Annotated in this window: 20 protein-coding genes; 6 read left to right on the top strand and 14 right to left on the bottom strand. The window is 72.0% G+C overall.

Features of this window, described 5'->3' with window-relative positions:
* The first annotated feature begins 98 nt into the window (after positions 1-98).
* The 5 genes from HEQ75_RS04025 to HEQ75_RS04005 all read left to right on the top strand — a co-directional run bounded on the left by HEQ75_RS04025 (position 99) and on the right by HEQ75_RS04005 (position 3,310).
* Positions 99-482, top strand: a complete 384-nt coding sequence (locus HEQ75_RS04025) for an accessory factor UbiK family protein (protein ID WP_168027641.1) — start codon at positions 99-101, stop codon at positions 480-482.
* A 146-nt stretch (positions 483-628) separates the two neighbouring features.
* Positions 629-1,135, top strand: a complete 507-nt coding sequence (locus HEQ75_RS04020; protein WP_168027640.1) for a type III secretion system chaperone family protein — start codon at positions 629-631, stop codon at positions 1,133-1,135.
* Positions 1,136-1,269: 134 nt separating this feature from the next.
* Positions 1,270-2,070, top strand: coding sequence for a pyrroline-5-carboxylate reductase (proC, locus tag HEQ75_RS04015; RefSeq protein WP_168027639.1), 801 nt, complete (start codon positions 1,270-1,272; stop codon positions 2,068-2,070).
* 52 nt (positions 2,071-2,122) lie between these two features.
* Entirely contained in the window at positions 2,123-2,725 is a 603-nt protein-coding gene (locus HEQ75_RS04010; protein ID WP_235961244.1) for a TetR family transcriptional regulator, read from the top strand.
* Between the two features lie 150 nt (positions 2,726-2,875).
* A complete protein-coding gene (locus HEQ75_RS04005) occupies positions 2,876-3,310 on the top strand; it encodes a phasin family protein (RefSeq protein WP_235961242.1) in 435 nt (144 codons plus the stop codon).
* 206 nt (positions 3,311-3,516) lie between these two features.
* Here the strand turns inward: HEQ75_RS04005 and HEQ75_RS04000 are convergent, their stop codons facing one another.
* From HEQ75_RS04000 to HEQ75_RS03990, 3 genes are read right to left on the bottom strand one after another with little or no spacing between them, the layout of a single operon-like run.
* Entirely contained in the window at positions 3,517-4,860 is a 1,344-nt protein-coding gene (locus tag HEQ75_RS04000) for an ATP-binding protein (protein WP_168027637.1), read from the bottom strand.
* A 13-nt stretch (positions 4,861-4,873) separates the two neighbouring features.
* Positions 4,874-5,581 (bottom strand): response regulator, encoded by a 708-nt coding sequence (locus tag HEQ75_RS03995; protein ID WP_209318332.1) that lies wholly within the window; start codon positions 5,579-5,581, stop codon positions 4,874-4,876.
* The gene (locus HEQ75_RS03990; protein ID WP_168027636.1) at positions 5,578-6,144 is read right to left on the bottom strand and encodes a MarR family winged helix-turn-helix transcriptional regulator; all 567 of its coding nucleotides are present in this window, start codon (positions 6,142-6,144) and stop codon (positions 5,578-5,580) included. The genes HEQ75_RS03995 and HEQ75_RS03990 overlap by 4 nt, the downstream gene beginning before the upstream one ends.
* Before the next feature lie 206 nt (positions 6,145-6,350).
* On the opposite strand from HEQ75_RS03990, the gene HEQ75_RS03985 reads away from it, so the two are divergent.
* Positions 6,351-6,704: a nuclear transport factor 2 family protein gene (locus HEQ75_RS03985; protein ID WP_168027635.1), complete on the top strand. Its 354-nt coding sequence runs from the start codon at positions 6,351-6,353 to the stop codon at positions 6,702-6,704.
* On the opposite strand, the gene HEQ75_RS03980 is transcribed toward HEQ75_RS03985, so the two are convergent.
* The 11 genes from HEQ75_RS03980 to uvrB form a co-directional block, all read right to left on the bottom strand.
* Positions 6,698-8,065: a hypothetical protein gene (locus HEQ75_RS03980; RefSeq protein ID WP_168027634.1), complete on the bottom strand. Its 1,368-nt coding sequence runs from the start codon at positions 8,063-8,065 to the stop codon at positions 6,698-6,700. The genes HEQ75_RS03985 and HEQ75_RS03980 overlap by 7 nt on opposite strands.
* 32 nt (positions 8,066-8,097) lie before the next feature.
* A complete protein-coding gene (locus HEQ75_RS03975) occupies positions 8,098-9,456 on the bottom strand; it encodes a hypothetical protein (protein WP_168027633.1) in 1,359 nt (452 codons plus the stop codon).
* Entirely contained in the window at positions 9,453-9,914 is a 462-nt protein-coding gene (locus HEQ75_RS03970) for a molybdenum cofactor biosynthesis protein MoaE (RefSeq protein ID WP_168027632.1), read from the bottom strand. Before HEQ75_RS03970 ends, HEQ75_RS03975 begins: the two co-directional genes overlap by 4 nt.
* A gap of 1 nt (position 9,915) precedes the next feature.
* Positions 9,916-10,167 (bottom strand): molybdopterin converting factor subunit 1, encoded by a 252-nt coding sequence (gene moaD / locus HEQ75_RS03965; RefSeq protein ID WP_209318331.1) that lies wholly within the window; start codon positions 10,165-10,167, stop codon positions 9,916-9,918.
* A 10-nt stretch (positions 10,168-10,177) separates the two neighbouring features.
* Complete coding sequence (locus HEQ75_RS03960) at positions 10,178-10,939, bottom strand: hypothetical protein (RefSeq protein ID WP_168027630.1); 762 nt, start codon at positions 10,937-10,939, stop codon at positions 10,178-10,180.
* Positions 10,936-11,583 (bottom strand): CDP-diacylglycerol--glycerol-3-phosphate 3-phosphatidyltransferase, encoded by a 648-nt coding sequence (gene pgsA, locus HEQ75_RS03955; protein WP_168027629.1) that lies wholly within the window; start codon positions 11,581-11,583, stop codon positions 10,936-10,938. The genes HEQ75_RS03960 and pgsA overlap by 4 nt, the downstream gene beginning before the upstream one ends.
* A gap of 26 nt (positions 11,584-11,609) precedes the next feature.
* Positions 11,610-13,559, bottom strand: coding sequence for an excinuclease ABC subunit UvrC (uvrC, locus tag HEQ75_RS03950; RefSeq protein WP_168027628.1), 1,950 nt, complete (start codon positions 13,557-13,559; stop codon positions 11,610-11,612).
* Positions 13,560-13,873: 314 nt separating this feature from the next.
* Positions 13,874-14,272 carry a dihydroneopterin aldolase gene (gene folB / locus HEQ75_RS03945; protein WP_168027627.1) on the bottom strand — a complete coding sequence of 133 codons (399 nt, stop codon included), beginning with the start codon at positions 14,270-14,272 and terminating at the stop codon, positions 13,874-13,876.
* Positions 14,269-15,060, bottom strand: a complete 792-nt coding sequence (locus tag HEQ75_RS03940; protein WP_168027737.1) for an SDR family oxidoreductase — start codon at positions 15,058-15,060, stop codon at positions 14,269-14,271. The genes folB and HEQ75_RS03940 overlap by 4 nt, the downstream gene beginning before the upstream one ends.
* 78 nt (positions 15,061-15,138) lie before the next feature.
* Positions 15,139-15,378: a hypothetical protein gene (locus tag HEQ75_RS03935; protein ID WP_209318330.1), complete on the bottom strand. Its 240-nt coding sequence runs from the start codon at positions 15,376-15,378 to the stop codon at positions 15,139-15,141.
* A 133-nt stretch (positions 15,379-15,511) separates the two neighbouring features.
* Positions 15,512-17,737 (bottom strand): excinuclease ABC subunit UvrB, encoded by a 2,226-nt coding sequence (gene uvrB, locus HEQ75_RS03930; RefSeq protein ID WP_168027626.1) that lies wholly within the window; start codon positions 17,735-17,737, stop codon positions 15,512-15,514.
* Positions 17,738-17,740 lie beyond the last annotated feature (3 nt).

The following is a 17,740-nucleotide window of genomic DNA, read 5'->3' as shown; positions in this document are numbered from 1 at the left end:
GTTGTTCCCCAGCTTCGCGGCGCCTATCTGGCCGCGGGCGGGGTATAGGACGCAGGCTCGGCGCCGGACAAGGCGCGGGCGGATCGGCAGGAGCGCACATGGGCAGCGAGACGGGACAGGGCGGTGGCGGCGGGCCGGGCAGCGGTGGTGGCGCCGGGGGTGGCGCGGGTGGTCCGGGGCCGAAGCGCGGGCTGTTCGACGATCTGGCCGGCATGGCCGGCGGCGCCTTCTCGGTCCTCGCTGGCGCGCGGGCGGAGGCGGAGGCGATGGGCCGCGCGCAGCTGGAGGCGATGATCCAGCGCTTCGATCTGGTGCGGCGCGAGGATCTGGACGCGGCGCTGGAAGTCGCACGCCGGGCGCGCGAGCAGGCGGAGGCGCTGGAGGCGCGGGTCGCGGCGCTGGAATCGAAGCTGGCGGCGCCGGCCGAAGCGGCACCCGTGGAGTCCCCGCCACTTGCCGGGCTGGACGAAGGCGCGGCCTGAGCCGCCACGGGCAGCGCGCTGCTGCGTCTCCAAGCGGTGCTTGCGGTGCTGTTTCGCACCTGCGTAGTCTACCCCTTGTGGTGATTCGGGTGGGTCCCCCCCAAGGCGCGGGGGCAACCCCCTGAACGGGCGAAGGAGGTGCCGCGATGTCCGCTTATGTCGGATACGAGGAACGCGACCGGTCCGCGAACCCCCTCGATGTGCTGGAACAGATCGTCACGGCCAATGAATGGGCCTTCGATCGCCGCTCCGACAGCGAGATGGCGGCCGAGGCGCCGGGCAAATGGTGCGATTACGGCCTGTACTTCTCCTGGTCGCACGAAATCAGTGCCATGCACTTCTCCTGCACCTTCGACCTGAAGGTGCCGGCCGGAAAGCGGGAGCGGCTGTTCGAACTGCTGGCCCTGGCCAATGAGAAGCTGTGGATCGGCCATTTCGGCCTGGACAGCGACGATGGCGTGCCGGTGTTCCGCCATGCCGTGCTGCTGCGCGGCGCCCCGGGCGCCTCGGCGGAAAGCCTCGAGGACATGGTGGACATCGCCATCACTGAATGCGAGCGCTTCTTCCCCGCCTTCCAATTCGTGCTCTGGGGCGGCAAGCCGCCGGCCGAGGCGCTGCAGGCGGCGATGCTGGACTGCGTCGGCGAGGCCTGATCGCCCGGGGATCGCGGCCCGCAGGCGCCGCATCCCCAGGCTGGGCCCGGTGAGAAGGAAGGGCGTCGCCCGCCGGTTCGGCCGGTTGTGGCGGCGGCTTGCCAAGACGGGTCATGAAGGCGAGGCTCGGCGCCATGACCGACACCCTTCCCGACCTGTTGCTCATCGGCTGCGGCAAGATGGGCGGCGCCATGCTGGCCGGCTGGCGCGAACGCGGCCTGTCCCAGGTGCTGGTGGTGGACCCGCACGCGCCCAGCCCGATCGCCGGCGCGACGCTGCTGCGCGACGCGGCCGAGATTCCGCAGGGCTTCGCCCCCGCCGCGGTGGTGCTGGCCACCAAGCCACAGGAAGCGCCGGCCAGCCTGCCCGCCTATGCGCGCTTCGCCGGGCAGGCCGTGTTCGTCTCGATCATGGCGGGTAAGACCGTCGGCTTCATGCAGGGCCTGCTGGGGCCGGGCGCCGCGGTGGTCCGCGCCATGCCGAACACGCCCGCGGCGGTGCGCCAGGGCTTCACCGTGGCCTTCGCCGGCCCCGGCGTGGCCGAGGGCCAGCGCGCGCTGGCCGACACGCTGCTGGCGGCAACCGGGGCGGTGGACTGGGTGGCGGAGGAAAAGCTGCTGGACCCCGTGACCGCGGTATCTGGCGGTGGCCCGGCCTATGTCTTCCTGCTGGCGGAGCTGCTGGAGGCCGCGGCGGTGGAACAGGGCATTCCCGCCGACCTTGCCCGCCGCATGGCCCGCGCCACCGTCGCCGGCTCCGGCGCCCTGCTGGCCGCGAGCGCCGAGGATGCGGCGCAGCTGCGCCGCAACGTCACCAGCCCGAAGGGCACCACGGAACGGGCGCTGGCGGTGCTGATGGAGCAGGCCGCCTGGCCGGATGCCATCTCCCGCGCCATTGCCGCCGCCACCGAACGGTCGCGGGAACTGGCCGGCTGATTTCGCGCATTCCCCATTGGCGTCCGGCCCCTTCGCCCCCACCATGAAGGGCATGGATGCTCCCGACGATGCCAGGCTGCTGGACGCGCTGTTCACGGTGATCGCCACCGAGGGCTGGCGCGGGGTCTCGCCATCGCGGCTGCAGGCGGCCGGGGCGGGGCTGACGCCGGCCGAACTGGTGCGCCGCTTCCCCTCCCGCTTCGACCTGCTGCGGCTGCATGCGGACCAGGTGGCCGCCACCGTCGCCGCCGGCACCGTGCCGGGCCAGGGCGGCACGCCGCGCGACCGGGTGTTCGACGTGCTGATGCGCGGGGTGGATGCGCTGCTGGCGCACCGGGCGGGGATGCTGCGGCTGATCGCCGACATGCGCCGCGACGGCGTGCTCGCCATGGCGCTGGCGCCCATCCTGCAGCGCAGCATGGCGCGGATGCTGGACGCGGCGGAGCTCGATTCCAGCGGCCCGGCCGGTGCTGCGCGCGCCGCCGGCCTCGTCGGCGTCTGGCTGATGACCATCCGCGCCTGGGAGAAGGATGAGACCGCCGACATGGGTCCCACCATGGCGGCGCTGGACCGGGCGCTGGACCGGGCTGAACAGACCGCGCGCAGCCTGCGCCTCGGCCCCGGGGACCTGGCGCCCCCGCCGCCGGAGGCCTGATTCGCGCCAGGTTCCATCCTGCATGACAGGGTCCTGGGCAGTTCGCGGATTTTTTGTGCAGTGCGGTAAGGCACTGCTTCTACCCACCGGATCCCTCGGCTATAGACCGGGCGGTTCAGAACGCCCCCGAGCCATCAGGAGCCCGCCGCGATGTCCGACCGCTTTGGCATGAAGCCCGACGAGATGATGCGCATGCTGTCCGAGTTCCGCATGCCGGCGATGCCGGACATGGGCGGCCTGGCCGAGGCCCAGCGCCGCAACCTGGAAGCCCTGTCCCACGCCAACCGCGTGGCGCTGGAAGGCGCGCAGGCCGTCGCCCGCCGCCATATGGAGATCCTGCAGGCCTCGATGGCGGAGATGACGGATGCGATCCGCATGATGTCCGGCACGGAGAGCCCGCAGGCCCGCGCCGCGCGCCAGGCGGAACTCCTGAAGTCGGCCTATGAGCGGGCGGTCGCCAACATGAAGGAGGTGGCCGACCTGATCCAGACCTCCAACTCCGAGGCGCTGTCCGTGCTGAACAAGCGCTTCACCGAGGCGATGGACGAGGTGAAGACCCTGGTGGCCAAGCAGCAGGGCGGCTGATTCCTGACGCCCCTTTCCCGCCAGGGGGAAGGGGCAAACCTGTCGCTGCCGGCCGCAAGCGCACAAGCTGCGTCCGGATGATCCCATCTGGACTCAGCGTACCCTAGGGCGTTTTCAAGCCTTGCGGCTTCGCAAGGCCAGTCGGAAAATGCGTCGAAACAATGAGCTGGAGCCGTTTCACCGTCTTCGCTGGCGGTGAAACGGCTCTAGACCGGCAGGCGCACCCTGGCCCGGAGCCCGCCCAGCGGGCTGTCCTCCAGCACGATGTCGCCGCCATGCGCGCGCGCAATATCCCGCGCGATCGCCAGGCCCAGCCCGGTGCCGCCCGCGGTCAGCGTGGCGAAGGGGCGGAAGGCCTCTTCCCGCTGTGCCGCGGGGATGCCCGGGCCGTCGTCATCCACCGTCACCTGCGCCCAGGCGCCGGCCTCGCCGCGCGGAATCTCCGCCACGGCAACCGCGATGCGCCGGGCGTGCTTGCGGGCATTGTCCAGCAGATTGGCCAGGCAGCGCCGCAACGCATCCGGGCGCAGCGGCAGCAGCAGCGCCGCCGGCGCCTCCACCGCCACCTCCGCCCCATCGCGCCGCGCCTTCTGCGCCACGTCGCGGACGATGCCGGAAAGGTCCGTCGGCTGCGTCTGCTCCTGCGCCTCGCCGCGGGCGAAGGCGAGGTAGGAGGCGACCATGCGCTCCATCTCCTCGACATCCTCGGTGAGCGCCGCGATGTCCTCCTCCGCCTCCGCCCGGTGCGGCAGCATGGCGAGCGCCAGGCGCATCCGCGTCAGCGGCGTGCGCAGGTCGTGGCTGATGCCGGCCAGCATGTCCGTCCGCTGCGCCACGAAGCGGCGGATGCGGTCCTGCATCCGGTTGAAGGCGCTGGCCGCCTGGCGCACCTCCGCCGCCCCCTCCGGCTTCATCAGCCCGATGTCGCGGCCCAGGCCGAAGGCTTCCGCCGCGCCGGCCAGGCGGCGGATGGCGCGCACCTGGTTCTTCATGAAGATCGCGGCGACGCCGAACAGCAGCAGGGACGACCCGACCAGCCAGATGAAGAACAGGTACAGCGTGCCGGTGAACAGGCGCTTGCGCGGCGCCTCCACATGCAGCACGCCGTCCTCCAGCTGGATGCGGATGATCACGCTGCGGCGGTCGGACTGCCAGTCGGCGTCGAAGGGCCGCCGCACCCGCTCCGCCATCGCATGCGCCAGGTCGTCCTCCAGCGGCAGCAGGGGCAGGGAGGCGGCGCGGTCAGGCGTCGCGCCCAGATTGGCCCCGGCCTCGAAGGCCAGCGCCAGGTCCAGCCGCCAGGCGGATTCGCGGAACAGCCAGGCGCGGTCGGCGGGGTCAGGCATGCGCTGCATCATCTCGATGACCATGCCGATCTCGCCCGCCACGCCGCCGGCCAGGCGGCGGGAGATGACATCGAGATGCCCGCCATAGAAAAGTTGCAGCGCGACCCCCTGCAGGATCAGCAGCGGCAGCAGGATGATCAGCAGCGAACGGCCGAGCAGGCCGCGCGGCACCAGCGCCCGCAGGCTGTGGCCGAGGCCGGTCATCCGGGGGGCCGCCTCACGGGCCCGGCCGCAGCACATAGCCGCGATGGCGCACGGTCTGGATGAAGCGCGGCTCCCGCGGGTCGGGCTCCACCTTGCGGCGCAGGCGCGTCACCTGCACGTCGATGGCGCGTTCCCCGGCCTCCGGCGTGCCCAGCGCCATGGCGATGTCCTCCCGGCTCAGCACCTCGTTCGGCCGCTGCGCGAGCGCCAGCAGCAGCGCCTGTTCGCCGCCGGTCAGCCGCACCAGGCCCTCCGGCCCGCGCAGCTCCGCCCGCTGCGGGTCGAACCAGCGCGGGCCGAGCTGCACCGGCCCGGCGCTGGGCTCCACCGCCGGGGCCGGCGCGGCGCGGCGCAGGATGGTGCGGATGCGCAGCGCCAGTTCCCGCGGGTCGAAGGGCTTGGCCAGGTAGTCATCCACCCCGTGCTCGAAGCCGGTCACGCGGTCATCCGGCGCGCCGCGCGCGGTCAGCATCAGGATCGGCACATCCTGGCCTTCGCGCCGCAGGCTCTCGGTCAGCTCCAGGCCGGATTCGCCCGGCATCATCACGTCCAGCACCATCAGGTCGAAGGCGACGGAGGTCAGCGCGTGGCGGGCGGCGGCGGCATCCGCCGCGGCGGTGATGCGGAAGCCCTGCTCCGTCAGGAAGCGTTGCAGCAGGGCGCGCAGCCGCGCATCGTCATCCACCACCAGCAGATGCGGCGCATCGGCGGTCAGGGTCATCGGCCCTGCTCCGGCCCGGCTTCCAGCCGTTCCAGCGCCATCCGCGCCTCCGGCCCCATCAGCCCGCGCATGACGCGGCGGAAGCCCTCCACCGCCTGCGGGCCGGCTTCGCGATAGGCGCGCATCACCGTGTCCCGCTGCCGCTCGAACAGGCTGCGCTCCAGCGCCGCGCCCTTTTCCGTCAGCGTCAGCAGGCGCTGGCGGCGGTCGCTGCGGCCGGGGCTTTGCGTGACGAACCCATCCTCCACCAGCGGCGTCAGCACGCGGCCGAGCGACTGCTTGGTGATGCCGAGGATGCCCAGCAGGTCGCCCACCGTGATGCCCGGCCGGCGGCCGACGAAATGCAGCACGCGATGATGCGCGCGGCCCATGTCGAGCCCGGCGAGGATGGCATCGGCGCCGGCGGTGAAATCCCGGTAGCCGAAGAACAGCAGGTCCTGCGCCAGGCGCAGTTCCTCCTCCCGCAGGAACAGCAGGCTGCGGCCGGCGGTGGGGGCGGCGCGATCCTCCGTCGCCCGATCCTTGGGTGCGGCGAATGCCGCGAGGTCACGTTCCAGCGGCATGGCCGATCTGCGTTCCCATGAGCCTCCCCGCCCCCGGCCGGTCGGCCGGGGTGCGGCGCGTGGCGCGCCAGGATCGATATAGGGCAAGGCCCGCGCGGCGAGTAGCGATCCGGCCATCAATGCTTCATGCGGATTTTCTTGCCGGCCGGGGCGGATGCGGATAGCCTCCGCCTCAGGGAACAAAACAGGAAAACAGGAGCAGTCGGATGGGCATCAAGGACATTGCCGAGGATTTCGCGGCCCTCTGCAAGGCCGGCCAGCATGAGGAAGCCGGCGCCCGCTACTGGGCCGAGGAGGTGGTGAGCCGGGAGGCCATGGAAGGCCCGATGGCGGAGATGCGCGGCGTCGCCGCGGTGCGGGAGAAGAGCGCCTGGTGGTTCGCCAACCACGAGGTCCACAGCGCCACCACCGAAGGCCCCTTCGTCCATGGTGACCAGTTCGCCCTGCGATTCGAGATGGATGTCACGGCGAAGCAGACCGGCCAGCGCCTCCAGATGGCGGAAATCGGCCTCTACACGGTGAAGGATGGCAAGGTGGTGGAAGAACGCTTCTTCTACTGATCCCCCGGCGCCCGCTGCGCCGCGCTGCGGCGTGGCAGTGCCACGAGCCCCACCGCCAGCGGCAGCAGCCAGACGATCCGCGCCTGGTAGCGGTGGTGCGGCTTGGAGAGCGCGCCGGCCACCGCCGCATTGGCCAGCAGCGCCACCAGCGCGAAGGCGAGCAGGGCAAGATGGGCCGTCGGCCCCTGCCGCCAGGCGCGCCGGGCGAGCAGGGGCAGGGCGATCAGCGCCGCCAGCAGCACCGGCAGATGCGGCAGCAGCAAGGGCGCGGCCAGGGCGGGCAGGGCGCCGCGCGCCTGTGCCCCGGCATCGAACTGCGCCAGCTCCTCGGCCGGGAACTGCCCGGCGATGGCCCGGCGGGCGGAGGCCGCGAGGTGGTCGGGCACCAGCGTGTCGCCCACCTGCATCCGCAGCAGCTGCGCCAGCGCGTTGCGCGCCGCCGCCAGCGCCACCGCGCCGGGGTATTCGGCCAGGGTGGCGGCGACGATGGCCTGCGCCTCCGCCGCGCCGCGCATCGCGCCCATCGGCCGCGGCCCGCCATCGGCCTCCCGGTTCAGCGGGCTGGTCTCGTCCCAGAGGAAGGCGTCGCTGTCCATCGGCAGGCGGTCGGCGAAGGCGCACAGCCGCCAGCCGGCTGAAGGGCAGCGCGCCTGCAGCAGCCGCGCCGCCGGCCCGTCATCCTGCAGCCGCGCCAGCAGGAAGGCGGCGCCGTGCGGGGAGGGGGTGAAGCGCCCGAAGGCCAGCAGGTTGGCCGTGCACAGCAGCAGCACCGCCAGCGCCACCGGCGCCGCCGCCCGCAGCACCGGCGCCAGTCGCCGTGCCAGCAGCGCCACCAGGACCAGCAGGGCGAGCGAAAGCGGCAGATGCGACAGGTGGGCGGCCACCCCCAGCACCGCCAGGCCGCCCACCCACAGCGTCGCCCCCGGCCCCAGGCGCCCGAGGGCGAGCAGGAACAGCGCCAGCGGCACCAGCGCGGTGAAGGAATCCGGCATCAGCGTCGCCAGGAACCAGGGCGCGGCGGTCAGCCCGGCCAGCCCGGCACAGAGCGCCAGATGCCAGCCGGCATGGCCCCGCCCCCACAGCGCCGCCTGCGTCAGCCAGATGAGGTGGGAGGCAATCAGCCCCTGTGCCAGCACCGGCGCCCAGAGCGATCGCTGCCAGTGGAACAGGTGCAGGAAGGGGCCATAGGCCTGGGTCTTGTCCCAGGGCACCTCCGGCACCGTGGTGTGCAGCAGGTAGGAGACGGTGTCGATGAACACCAGCGGGTAGCCGTTCAGCCAGGACGGCCAGACCAGCAGCGCCCCGCCGAGCAGGATGGCCAGGCCGGCGGCCAGCGAATCGAGGGTGCGGAGCAGGGCCATCGGCGGGACCATCCGGGCCGCCACCAGCGGGGTCACGTGACGGCTGCGCGACCTTCCGCCCGCTCGTCGCCTCGTGATCGGGGCAGCAGCGCCAGGCCGGCCACCACCGGCATCAGCCAGAGAATCCGCGCCTCGTAACGCAGATGCGGCTTGGACAGGCCGCCGGTGGCCAGCGCATTGGCGGCGACGCCGACCAGCACACCCACCACCAGCCCGATCCGCCGCCGGTCCCCCAGCGCGCGCCACCAGGCGAACAGCGCCAGCCCGGCGCCGGCCAGCAGCACCGGCGCGTGCGGCAGCAGGAAGGGCGCGGCGGCGGCGGGCAGCAGGCCGCGCGCCTGCAGGCTGCGGTCATGGGCCGCGAGTTCCGCGGCCGGGAAGGCCTCCGCGATGCGCGGCCGCACGGCGGTGGCCAGGTGGGTGTCCACCAGCGTGTCCCCCACCGTGGCCAGCGCCATCTGGCGCAACGCGTTGCCGGCCATGGACCTGGCCACCGCCAGCGGATCGGTGCGCAAGGTGGCGGACACGATCTCCCGCGCCTCGGCCGAGAGCAGCGCTCCGCCCAGGAAGCGCGGCGTGCCGTCCGGCGCGCGGTTCACCGGGCTGTCCGGCTCCCAGAGGAAGGCATCGCTGTCCATCGGCAGGCGGTCGGCGAAGGCGCAGAGATACCAGCCGGCCTGCGGGCAGCGATCCCGGATCACCGCCGCCGCCGGGCCATCCGCCTGCAACCGGGCCAGCATGAACGTGGCGCCGTGCGGCGAGAGGGTGGCGCGGCCATGGCCCCACAGGTTGGTGGCCAGCAGCAGCAGGATGGCGGCCGCCATCGGCGCCAGGCCGCGCAGCACCGGCCCCGGCCGCCGCGCCACCAGGGCGATGAACACCACCACGGCCAGGGCCAGCGGCAGGTGCGAGAGATGCGCGGCGATGCCGACCGTGCCGAGCAGCCACAGCCAGAGCGTCGCGCCGCGGCCAGGGGCGGAAAATCCCAGCAGCAGCAGCGCCAGCAGCACGATGGGGGCGAAGACGTCCGGCATCAGCAGCGCGGCGGTGAAGGGCGCCGTGGTCAGGAAGGCGGCGCCGGCGCAGGCCAGCAGGTGCCAGCCGGGCGCAGCCGCGCCGCGCAGCGCCCGCTGCGCCAGCCACAGCAGGTGCGAGAGCGCCAGCCCCTGCGCCAGCAGCGGCCCCCACAGGGTGATGTTCCAATGGAAGGCGGCCAGCAGCGGGCCATAGACATGCGGCTTGTCCCAGATCACCAGCGGGCCACCCGGGGGCGGCGCGGTCTGGTGCAGGAAGGCGCCGGTGTCGCTGAACAGCAGCGGGTAGCCGTTGAGGAAGGCCGGCCAGACCAGCAGCAACCCGCCGCCCAGCAGCGCCAGGATGCGCAGGATCAAGCCGGCTTTGCCCAGCGCGCCGCGGCGGCATCATCCTCCGCCTTCGCCGCCACCCAGCGGCTGGCGCCATCGGCGAACTCTTCCCGCTTCCAGAAGGGGGCGGAGGTCTTCAGCCAGTCGATCAGGAAGGCACAGGCATCGAGGGCGGCGGCCCGGTGGGCGGAAGCGGTGAGCACCAGCACGATGGGCTCCCCCGGCACCAGCCGGCCGACGCGGTGGATCACGGTGCAGCCGGTCAGCGGCCAGCGCCCCCAGGCTTCCTGCGCGATACGCGCCAGGGCGCGTTCCGTCATGCCCGGGTAGTGTTCCAGCACCAGCGCCGCCAGCCCGTCATCCGCCCGGCACAGGCCGACGAAGCTGGCGAGCCCGCCGATATCGGTCCGCCCCTCGGTCAGCCGGGCCGCCTCGGCCGCCAGGTCGAAGCCAGCCTCCTGCACGCGGACCACCGGACCCGGCATCTCAGCCCCCCGTCACCGGCGGGAAGAAAGCGATCTCGTCGCCCGGCGCCACCGCCTGGTCCGGCGTGGCGAAATCCTGGTTCACCGCGGCGCGGATCTGGCGCGGATCGGCGAAGGCGCTGGCATGGCCGGGGCTGCGCGCGGCCAGCCAGGCGACCAGCCCGGCCACGTCGCGCACCGCCTCCGGCGGGCTCACCGCCTCCTCCGCCACGCCGACGCGCTGCCGCACCCAGGCGAAATAGAGGATGCGCAAGCGCCAGGCCTCAGTTCGGCACGATGCGGGTGCTGGGCCGGCCATCCGGGCCGATCCAGGTTTCAACATTGCCGTCGCGGATCACCGCGCCGCCGCCCTGCGGGCCGGTATAGCCCTGTACCCGGCCGGCGGTGCCGGTGCCGGTGACGGTGCCGCCGGAAGGCGTGGTCAGCGCGCGGCCCTCGCCACGGGCCGGCGGCGCACTCAGCGCTCCGGGCGGGGCGGCGGCGGCCGGGCTGCGCTGGAACTCGCCTGGCGCCCCCAGCGCCGCAGGCGGGGTGGAGGAGCCGCGGCGGGCCGGCCGGTCCCCCGGCGTCGGCACCGGGGAGGAGGCGGCCGGCGCGCCCTCGATCAGCGAGGGACGGTAGACCGGGATGTTGCGCATCGCCTCGTCCGGCCCGCCCAGCAGGGTGGGGCGCTGGGCTTCCGGCGCCGGCCAGACATCCCCCGACTCCGGCACCAGCGGTTCCACCGCCGGGTCCTGGCCGCGCACCCGCTGCACGGTCAGGCTGTCCGTGGCGACGACGTTGGTCGGGCCCATGAAGGGCGACCAGATGCGGGAGAGGCCGGAGGAGACACTGGCCATCATCCCATCCGTCGAGCAGCCCGCCGCCAGCAGGGCGAAGGCCAGGATGGGCAGGCGGCGGGCCGCCCGGCGCAAGGGGCGGCGCAGGGGGCGGGGCCGGGAAAGGATCTGGGTGGCGGCGGCCATGTCGGCTCCCGTGATGGCGAGGTTCGGGCGGAAGATGCGCCGCACAATGGCAGGGCTCAAGAGCGGACCGGCGTTTCTGCCGGGGGGCGGGGGGCGGGATGCGCCGGGGGCGGCGGCGCGGGCGGCGCCGCGCCGGCGCGGCTGACATGGCGCAGCCCCGCCTGCAGGTAGTCCCAACCGGTGACGAGCGTCAGGATGGCGGCGGCGGCCAGCATCACCTCGCCGATCAGGCTGACTGGCAGCCAGCCGAGATGCAGGATGGGCGCGGCGGAATCCCCGGCCAGCAGGGCGCCGAGCGCGCCCATCTGAAAGCCGGTCTTCCATTTGGCGAGGTTGGTGACAGGCAGGCCGATACGCAGCCCGGCCAGGTATTCCCGCAGGCCGGAGACGAGGATCTCCCGCAGCAGGATCACGATGGCCGGGTACAGGCCGAAATCCGAAAGCCGGCCGGTGCCGGCCACCAGCATCAGCGCCGCGCCGACCAGAAGCTTGTCCGCGATCGGGTCCAGCATGCGGCCGAAATCGCTGATCTGCTGGCGCGAGCGGGCCAGCTTGCCGTCGAAATAGTCGGTGATCGCCGCGGCGGAGAAGACGGCGCAGGCAGCCAGGTCCGACCACGGCTCGCGCAGCGCCGCCAGCACCACCAGCAGGGGGATCGCGGCGATGCGCGACAGCGTCAGGAGGTTGGGCAGGTCGGTCGGCACGCTTGCATCCGCGAAGTGGTCTCGGCTCAGCTGTCGTTTACTCTACCCGGCCCGGCGCCCGGGTGGAAATGGCCATGGATGCGGCGCGCCACGGCGGGGCCGATTCCGGGCGCATTCTCCAGGTCGGCCAGCGCCGCGTTGCGCACCCCGCGGGCGGAGCCGAAATGGTTCAGCAGCTTGCGCTTCAGCGCCGCGCCAACGCCCGGCACATCGTCCAGCTCCGACCGCACCAGCGCCTTGGAACGGCCGGTGCGGTGGGTGGCGATGGCGAAGCGGTGGGCCTCGTCGCGCAGCCGCTGCAGGTAATACAGCACCGCGTCGCGCGGCGGCAGCTGGATCGGCGGCCGACCGGCCTGGTGGAACCACTCCCGCCCCGCATCCCGGTCCGGCCCCTTGGCCATGGCGACCAGCGGGATGTCGTCCACCCCCAGCTCCGCCAGGATCTCCCGCGCGGCGGAAAGCTGGCCGGCGCCCCCATCGATGATGACGAGGTCGGGCCAGCTTTCCCCCGCCCGGCCCGGATCCTCCTTCAGCGCGCGGCCGAAGCGGCGCTCGAACACCTCCCGCATCATCGCGAAATCGTCACCACCGCGCGGCGCCGGGGCAGGGCCTGGGGCGGGGGCCATGGCGGGTGCCGGGCCCTTGATGGCGTATTTGCGATAGGCCGATTTCAGGAAGCCGGAAGGCCCGGCGGCGATCATCACGCCATAGGCGCTGGTGCCCATGATGTGGCTGTTGTCGTACACCTCCACCCGCTCGGGCGGTGCCGGCAGATCGAAGATGCGGGCGACGCCGGCCAGCAGGTCGGCCTGCGCCGCGCCTTCGGCCATGCGGCGCTCGATCGCCTCGCGCGCATTGGTGGCGGCGTGGTCCATGGCGGCGCGCTTCTCGCCGCGCTGCGGGCGATGGATTTCCACCTTGCGGCCGGCTTTCAGGCTCAGCGCCTCCGCCAGCAGCGGCGCATCCTTCGGGTCGTGGCTGACCAGCACCAGGGGCGGCGGCGGCAGGTCGTCATAGAGCTGGGCGAGGAAGGCGCCCAGCACCTCCTCCGCGCCCTGTTCGGCCTTGGCATGGGACAGGAAGAAGGGCCGGTTGCCGTTGTTGCGGCCGCCGCGGAAGAAGAAGACCTGCACGCAGGACTGCCCGGCCATCTGGTGCAGCGCCACCACATCGGCGTCGTTCACCCCGTCCAGGTTGATCCGGTCGCTGCCCTGCACATGGGTCAGGCCGCGGATGCGGTCGCGCAGGCTGGCGGCACGCTCGAATTCCAGCTTGTCCGCCGCCTCCTCCATCTCCGCGGCCAGTTTCCGCTGGAGGGAAGGAATGCCGCCACCGAGAAAATCCTTCGCCTCCCGCACCAGGGCGGCGTAGTCCTCCTTCGAGACGCGCTCGACGCAGGGGGCGGAGCAGCGCTTGATCTGGTGCAGCAGGCAGGGGCGGGTGCGGCTGTCGAACACCGTGTCGCGACAGGTGCGGAGGAGAAAAACCTTCTGCAAGGCGGTCAGGGTCTGGTTCACCGCCCAGGCGCTGGCGAAGGGCCCCCAGTAGCTGGCGCCCTTGCGGCGCTCCCCGCGATGCTTGGCGATCTGCGGGAAGGGGTGGTCTTCCGTCATCACCAGCCAGGGATAGGATTTGTCGTCGCGGAGCACGATGTTGAAGCGAGGCCGCAGGCGCTTGATAAGATTCGCCTCAAGAAGCAGCGCCTCCGCCTCGCTGCCCGTCGTTACCACCTCCAGGCTGCGGGTCTCGAAGACCATGCGGCGCAGCCGCTCCGGCAGGCGGGAGAGCTGGGTATAGGCGGCGACCCGGCGCTTCAGGCTGCGCGCCTTGCCCACATAGAGGGCATCGCCCTTGGCATCGAGCATCCGGTAGACGCCGGGCGCCAGCGGCAGGGTGGCCAGCGCCCGCTCGATCGCCGCCAGGCCCTGCGGTGCGGGCGGCGAATCGGGTGTCTGGGGCGGGTTTGGGTCACTCATCGGCGGGTCATGCCATGCGGTCTCGGCACTGCGCAGGGGCTGCGCGAGGCGGTGGAGCTTTTCCACTGAATCTGGGGATAACTCTGTGGAGGAGAGGGGGGTGGAAGCGCCAAAATGGCGGTGTTCCGCCAGTCACACGAGGCTGCCCATTTTTTGGGCTGTTTCATTAACCATTTGATTTCGTGGGAAATTTGAGGTTGGTGATGAACGTCAGAAACGTCAAGCGTAAGATGAGGCTTGACAGCGATCCGCTCCTCACGCCGCTGTGAACGCAGTGGAAAAGTCGGGCGCGGTTGCCGCCCGCCCCCTGAAAGTCAAGCGACTTTCCGACGCCGCTCCACCACCACCCCCACCGTCGCAACATCCGTGAAGGCGTCCGGCTTCTCCACCGTCACCCGTGCGCGTTCCACCCGCGGATCCTCCAGCGCCGCCAGCGCGACCATCTCCGCCAGTGTTTCCACCAGCAGCACATGGCCCTGGGCGACCGTGGCCCGCGCCGTCTGCACCAGGCGTTCATAATCCACCACCCGGCGGAAATCGTCCGGGCCGATGGCGGCGGGCGCGAAATCATCCGCCACCACCAGCTCGACGCTCAGCAGGATGCGCTGCGGCCCGGCCTTCTCATGCGCGTAGATGCCGAGGCGGGCCATCAGCTCCAGACCGCGCAGGAACACCACGCGGCGGCCGGCCTCGGCATCCGGGGCATAGATCATTCGGCAATCTCCGCAGCACCGGCAGCCGGTGCCCATTGCAAATGCTGGCCGCCATCGAGGGCGATCATCTGCCCGGTCATCGCCGGCAGCGACAGGATGGCCATCAGGGCTTCCGCCACCTCCGCCGGGCCGGTGCCATGGCGCAGCGGGACGGAAGCGCATTGCCGGTCGAATTGTTCCCGGCTCTGGCGGGGGGAGGGCAGGGCCGGGCCCGGCCCGATGGCGTTCACCCGGATCTGCGGCGCCAAAGCCAGGGCCAGCGTCTGGGTCAGCGTCCACAGCCCGGCCTTGGACAGGGTGTAGGACATGAAATGCGGCGTCAGCGACCACACCCGCTGGTCCAGCAGGTTGACGATGACGCCCTGCGCCGGGACGCCCCGGATCGGCGCCGCCAGGCCGCGCGCCAGGGCCTGGGCCAGCACGAAGGGCGCGCGGAGATTGGCCTCCATGTGCCGGTCCCAGCTCTCCCGCGTCGCGTCGTCCCACTCGTCGCGCTCGAAGGTGGAGGCGTTGTTCACCAGCACGCCGATCGGCCCAAGCGCCGCGGTGGCGGCGGGCATCAGCCCCACCACCTCCGCCTCCACCGCCAGGTCCGCCCGCAATGCGATCGCGCGGCGGCCCATGGCCCGGATGCGGGCGACGGTGGCCTCGGCCTCGGCCTCGCTGGTGCCGTAATGGATGGCGAGGTCGAAGCCGGCCTCGGCCAGGGCCAGGGCCAGGGCCTGGCCCAGGCGCTTGGCGCCGCCGGTGACGAAGGCGGCGCGGGGAATCGTGTCGGGGATCGGCATGGCGCGCCGGGCATAGCCCGCCCGGCGGGTCCTGGCCACCGCGCCCGTGCCGGCCCCCGGTTCAGCGGCGCCGGGACGTCAGCGCCGCCCGCCGGTCAGCGCCCCCACCGCCGCGCCGCCGGCACCGCCCAGCAGCGCCCCGGTGACGGCGGAGCCGCCGGTCAGCGCCCCCACCGCCGCACCGCCCGCCGCGCCGATGGCGCCGCCGGAGAGGGTCCGCTGTTCGCGGCGCGAAAGCCCCTCGCAGGCGGCCATGGGGACCACCAGCGCCGTGAGGAGAAGCAGGCGCGGCAGCATCCGTGCGGGAGAGGCGGTCATCGGGCGATTCCTTCGGCAAGTGGAAAAGGCCACTTGGCCGCTGCCCTGCGGCGCGGATGCGGCGGCGCCCGCCATCAAGCCGCCATCAGGGGTCAAGCCGTCGTGATCGCCGCGGTGACGCCGCGCGGCCGGGTCAGCCGCGCCGCCGTCCGCGGCCGCCCTTGGCCTTGTTCGGGTCGTAGCCGCCGCCGCCGGGCCCCATCGGCTTCGGCTTCCAGTCCTGCCTGGCGCGACCACCCGGCTTGCCGGTGCCCTGGCCGTTGCCGCCGCGTGGCGCGCTGTCCTGCAGCGACCGCCCGGCCAGGTTCGGCAGCAGGCCGAGTTCCAGCGCCTCCAGCCGCTTGATCTCGTCGCGCAGCCTTCCGGCTTCCTCGAATTCCAGGTCGGCGGCGGCGGCGCGCATGCGCTTCTCCAGCTCCGCGATGCTGGCGCCGATATCCTTGCCGACGAATTGCGCGGTGGCATCGCCCTCCACCGCCTCCACGGTCACGTAATCCTGCTCGTAGACCGATTGCAGCACGTCCGAGATGTCGCGGCGGATGGAGGTGGGCGTGATGCCGTGGGCGGCGTTCCATTCCTGCTGCTTGGTCCGGCGCCGCGCCGTCTCCCCCAGCGCCCGCTTCAGGCTTTCCGTCATCACATCCGCATACAGCACCACGCGCCCGTCCACATTGCGCGCGGCGCGGCCGATGGTCTGGATCAGCGCGGTGGTGGAGCGCAGGAAGCCCTCCTTGTCCGCATCCAGGATCGCCACCAGCGCGCATTCCGGGATGTCGAGGCCCTCCCGCAGCAGGTTGATGCCGATCAGCACGTCGAAGACGCCGCGGCGCAGGTCGCGGATGATCTCGATCCGCTCCAGCGTGTCCACGTCGCTGTGCAGGTAGCGGCAGCGGATGCCGGTCTCCGTCATGTATTCCGACAGATCCTCCGCCATGCGCTTGGTCAGCGTGGTGACCAGCACGCGCCCGCCGGCGGCCGCCACCTTGCGGGATTCGGCCAGCAGGTCGTCCACCTGGCCTTCCACCGGGCGGATTTCCGTCACCGGGTCCACAAGGCCGGTGGGGCGAATCACCTGCTCGGCGAAGGTGCCGCCGGTGCGCTCCATCTCCCACGGTCCCGGGGTGGCGCTGACGAAGATGGTGGTGGGGCGGTAGCTCTCCCACTCCTCGAACTTCAGCGGCCGGTTGTCCTTGCAGGAGGGCAGGCGGAAGCCGAATTCGTCCAGGATGGATTTGCGCGCGAAGTCGCCGCGATACATGCCGCCGATCTGCGGCACCGTCACATGGCTTTCATCCACCACCAGCAGCGCATTCTCCGGCAGGTATTCGAACAGCGTCGGCGGCGGCTCGCCCGGCTTCCGGCCGGTGAGGTAGCGGGAGTAGTTCTCGATGCCCTTGCAGACGCCGGTCGTCTCCAGCATCTCGATGTCGAAGGTGGTGCGCTGTTCCAGCCGCTGGGCTTCCAGCAGGCGGCCCTGCGCATGCAGCTCCGCCAGGCGCTCTTTCAGCTCCGCCTTGATGCTGACGATGGCCTGCTGCATCGTCGGCCGCGGCGTCACGTAGTGGCTGTTGGCATAGATCGCGACGCGGTCGAGATCGGTGGTGATCTCCCCGGTCAGCGGGTCGAATTCCTTCAGCCCGTCGATCTCATCCCCGAACAGGCTGACGCGCCAGGCGCGATCTTCCAATTGCGACGGCCAGATATCGACGGTCTCGCCGCGAATTCGAAAAGTGCCGCGCTGGAAGGCGCTGTCGTTGCGGCGGTATTGCTGTTCGACCAGCCCCTTGATCAGCACGTCGCGCTCGATCTTCCCGCCGCGCTCCAGCTTCACCACCATCCGCGAATAGGTCTCGACCGAGCCGATGCCGTAGATGCAGGAGACGGAGGCGACGATGATGACGTCCGAGCGTTCGAGCAGCGACTGCGTGGCGGAATGCCGCATGCGGTCGATCTGCTCGTTGATCTGCGCGTCCTTCTCGATGTAGGTGTCGGTCCGGGGCACATAGGCCTCCGGCTGGTAGTAGTCGTAGTAGCTGACGAAATACTCCACCGCGTTGTCGGGGAAGAAGGACTTCATCTCCCCGTAAAGCTGCGCCGCCAGCGTCTTGTTCGGCGCCAGCACCAGCGTCGGCCGCTGCACCGCCTCGATCACCTTGGCCATGGTGAAGGTCTTGCCGGAGCCGGTGACACCGAGCAGCACCTGGTCGCGCTCCCCCTTTGCCAGCCCCTCCAGCAGGGTGGCGATGGCGGTGGGCTGGTCGCCATTCGGCTCATAGGGGGAGACGACCCGCAGCGGAATGCCGGAGGGCGGGGCGGGCCGCTTCTGCGGCTGGAACAGGACGGGGGCGATGACGTTCATGGC

Source organism: Falsiroseomonas selenitidurans (assembly GCF_012103215.1).
Taxonomy (GTDB): Bacteria; Pseudomonadota; Alphaproteobacteria; order Acetobacterales; family Acetobacteraceae; genus Falsiroseomonas; species Falsiroseomonas selenitidurans.
The sequence above is the reverse complement of the archived record's forward strand: the minus strand, read 5'-3'. Positions and strand labels throughout refer to the sequence as shown.